General features: G+C 68.0%; 1 protein-coding gene and 1 pseudogene. One reads left to right on the forward strand and one right to left on the reverse strand.

Annotation, left to right across the window (positions count from 1 at the left end; genetic code table 11):
• Positions 1-1,710 (reverse strand): annotated as a pseudogene (locus F8271_RS30320) (hypothetical protein); the annotation flags it as partial.
• Positions 1,711-3,148: 1,438 nt separating this feature from the next.
• Between F8271_RS30320 and F8271_RS30325 the strand changes: the two are divergent.
• The gene (locus tag F8271_RS30325; RefSeq protein ID WP_151493218.1) at positions 3,149-3,811 is read left to right on the forward strand and encodes a hypothetical protein; all 663 of its coding nucleotides are present in this window, start codon (positions 3,149-3,151) and stop codon (positions 3,809-3,811) included.
• Positions 3,812-3,972: the final 161 nt, after the last annotated feature.

Raw genomic sequence — 3,972 nt, forward strand, 5'->3', positions numbered from 1 at the left:
GACCACGTACGGGCTGCCGGTGGGCACCGCCACCGGGGCCGTCAGGGGCGCGGGTGCCGGGCGCGAGGCCGGTGGGGCCGGGGCGGGGCGAGCGGCCGGCGGCGAGGTGCGCGGCCGGGAGAGCTCGGCCACCAAGCCGGCGAGGGTAGACAGCGCGGGCAGGTAGCCGGCGGCGGGCGCGAACCCCATGACCCCGCTACAGCCGAAGTCGGCCGCGCAAGCGACATCAGATCCGGAGCTGGCAGCGCGGGCTGGTGCTGAGTTCGGGCTGCGCATCGGCAAGCGTCGGCTGGCGAGCGGAGCGCCCGTGCGCAATGTGTTCGTCTCCGCGGTCGAGGGGGAGCTGCCGCCGCTCGCCGCACTGCTGCGCGGCGGCAGTCCGGGCGGCGCCGGCGGCGGCCGTGGCGGCATCGTCCGAGTCACGCCGTCGACCGGATCGTGCAGCAGCCGCCACTCCCCCACCGGCCCGGACTCGACCGCCGCGGCGGTGGGGTCGCCGGCGTGCACCGCGAGGTACGCCGGCCGGCCGGGCACGAGCTGCCCCTCAGCCCAGGCGGTGACCTCGATGCCATACCGGTCGGCCAGACCCTCGGCCGCCCACGCCTGGGCGACCCCGACGCCGTCAGGGTCGCCGAGGTGCTCGGCGTACGCGGCCGGCTCGTCCTGCCCGTCGTAGTGCAGCAACCAGCAGCACGCGTCGACGTCGTCGAAGGACAGCGAGATGCGCTGCGGACCGGCCGAGCTGGCCGGCTCGCTCTCGGGCGGGTTGATGGCATCGAGGCGGGCCTGCTCCCACGCGCTGGGGGTGTAGCCGGCGTGCTCGACCAGGCGGGCCAGCCAACTGGCGTCGTCGTGCGTCCAGGTCCGGTGGGTGGCACGTGCTTGGACTTCGCGGCGGGCCAGGCCGAGGGCGTGCGCGGCGTGCACCCGGGTGTGCCAGCCGGAGCGGCGGACCTTCTCCCACCACTGGTAGCTCGGCAGGGCCGGATCCGGGCCGACCTCGGCGGCGAGCAGCCACTTGTGGGCGAGCTGCGCACAATCACTGCCTGGTGCCCACAGCCACGCGTCCACGATGTCCGCCGCCGACGGCGGCAGCTTCGGGGCCGTCGCGGCCAGCACGGCGGCGGCCTCGGACCGGGCGGTCATCGCCTTGCGGCGCTCCCGCTCGTCAGTGATGCGCTGCTGCTCGGCCGCGCTGCGGTTGTCCGCCTTCCGCGGCTTCCCGGCGGTCGAGTAGTAGGTGACGCTGCCCCACGAGTCGACCCCGGCGGCCAGAGCGCCGGCCTTGCGGGCCGCCGCTACGGCTTTGGCCCCCTCCAGCCGGTACTGCCAGTAGTCCTGGCCGAACCGCTGAATCGGCTCGATGACCGGAACACCCTCGGCGGCCAACTTCTTACCCGCGGCGTCGATGACCGCTTGCCGCTCCCGCTGACGGCGCACCTCCGACACCAAGCTCGCGGCAGACCAGTGGTGATACCGGCTGTCCTGACTCAACCCGTAGGCGGCCAGCACCACCTCCTGGTCGTCGCCGGCAGCGTCGACGAGCGCCAACGCGTCCTTAATCTGCAGGGCCTGCTTCTTCTTCGCCCGGCCGGCCGGCTCCAGGTCCTCGTCCTCGGAGGCCCGGCCGGTTTCGAGCTCGGCCAGCAGCACCTCGGGCAACCTGAGCAGCTTCAGGCACTTCGAAACGTACGACTGCGAGCAGCCCACCCGATCGGCGATCTCCCTCTGCTTACGCCCGGCGGCCTCAACGCGCCGCGCGAGAACTCGCGGCCAGCGCAAGGCCGCGCAGCGCCGCGAGGGAGACGGGGCCGGTGGGAGCCTTCTGATCACGTTCGCCCAGCGGGGCCGCCAGCGAAATCAAGATCATCTTTAACGTTAATTCCTGTACCGACCTTCCTCAGCCCCGGAGGCGTTCATTGGAGACCTGGCACCGCCGCTGCCGGCCCGCCGGCACGCCGAGCACCGCCGCCGGGTGGCGACCGAGGCCGCAGGCACGGCCGCCGGAGGGCTGGCTACCGCCCGCGACGGGTGGGACGACCGCGACGAGGCTGCGCGAGCGGAGCCGCCAAGGCCCGGCGACGGCCGACGTCGGGCCTTGGCGGCGGCGGGCGCGGCCTTCCGGGGTGACCACGCCGCCGCCCGCGCCATCGCCGCGGCCGAGGACTGGCCCGAGGTGGCGCAGCACTCACGGGAACTTGATCAGGCCCTGGTTGAACCAGACACCCGCCTTCCCCCGTTTCTAAGTTCGAAAGCGTGACCGCCCCGGTTGGCAACGTTGAGCTTGTCTCGGCGTGCCTGGGTGGGGGGCAGGGCATTCGCAAGATCGAGCTATGACCGGATATTCGGTTATGTGATAGTCACGCCGGTTCCGGTGGGTACGTAGAAGAGCGCGGCCTTCTGGCGATCATGCAGGTGTCTAGGCTGACGCCCTTTGACCACTCTGCGCAACACCGCGATCAGCCTGCTCCGCCTGGCCGGCGTCGCATCCATCGCGCCAGCCCTACGAAAGAACAGCCGAAACCCGCGCCGATCCCTACAACTACCAGGAATCACCTAGAACGGACATATCTCTACCTTGCGAACGCCCTGGGGTGGGGGGTCAGGGACCCCCAGGGCTATTGCATAGTCCGTTTGCGCAGGTCAGCATCAGCGCAGCCCCCGTCGTGGCGGTCCCGGTCCGCTGATCGGTGTGCTGGCCGTGCACGCGGATCATGTTGGAGTGTCGCTGCCTGCGGCTGCGTTCATTTCGCACATATTTTTATAAGGAGAATGGCTAATGTCTGGCCAGTATATAACGCACCCCAGCCAAGCGACGCTGCCACTGACTGCAGGTCCCTCTTATGCTGCGTTCGAAGATCAGCAATTATCCTGGCGCGCGGTGCGCGGGTACGACTTCGCCCTTTTGGAGTCCATTCTTAGGGATGGCATGCGGCCGGAGCCCAATCTGCCGTACAATGCGGTGTGCATGTCCGCGTCCCCTGCACGCAGTATCGCCCATGGCAAGTGTCCAGATAGCTTTCTAGAATACACCCTGTTTGGGCCGGGATTCAGCTTTGGAGTCAGAGCTATAGCACCCCTCGGGCGTTATGGTGAGTTCGCAGATGAGATCCGTTTTTTGGAGGTCCCAGCTGGGCTGGTGGAGTACGTGACGCTGCCCGACGGTTGGCTCACCGTACCGCTGAAAAGGTTGGCCGTGCTTGATCAGCAATCAGCTCGCCTTCCCCAACAGTGGATCCATTACATCGAACGCACCGAACAGCACGTTCGTGACCTCGGTGGCAAGTTGCCGCCCGGGACCCAAGACGCCATGACCAGTCTGAATAGTTTGTGCAGTGAATCGCCCCACCTAGTAACCTTGCATGGGGTACCGGACGCTCTTCTAAAGAGGTTAGAGGCCGGGTTTATGGCTGGTTACGTCGATGCGCTGCGCCGTGCCGGTGTGGGCTCCGATCCGACCGTGGCGGATCTGATGAAATTCATCTTCGCCAGAGTCGGCACCGCCCCCAAAGTCGTGGTCTGGACCCCTCTACAAAAGTGGGGACTGGAGAAGTGCAGCGAGGCCATGACTCTTGGGCAGAATGCTCAGGCGCAATCACAGTCAGCCGGGAACCCCGCCCAGAACTGGGGTCAGCAACCTCCCCCAGCAACGCGGCAAACCCTCGCCGTCACAGGGATGCCCACGCTGCCCCGGGCCACGCCTGTTCCGCATTCCGACACCACACCGCTGTACTCCTACCCGACGCTGGACTCCTACCAGCCCGCGACGGCCCTCAGTCCGGGTCACGGCCCCGGCGTTGTTCCGGCTTGAGATGTTCTGTCCAGGTTCAGGATGGGTCCAAGGTAGTTGTGGGACGAGCGCGACTCTGATGATCTTTCGGGTGTCTAGACCTAAAGATCGTTCCAGGAGCCGCGCTCGTGTCCTCATCTTCCCCGATCCACCCTGTTGTTGACCACCTCGCCGATCTGGCC

The organism is Micromonospora sp. ALFpr18c (genome assembly GCF_008868155.1).
GTDB lineage: Bacteria > Actinomycetota > Actinomycetes > Mycobacteriales > Micromonosporaceae > Micromonospora.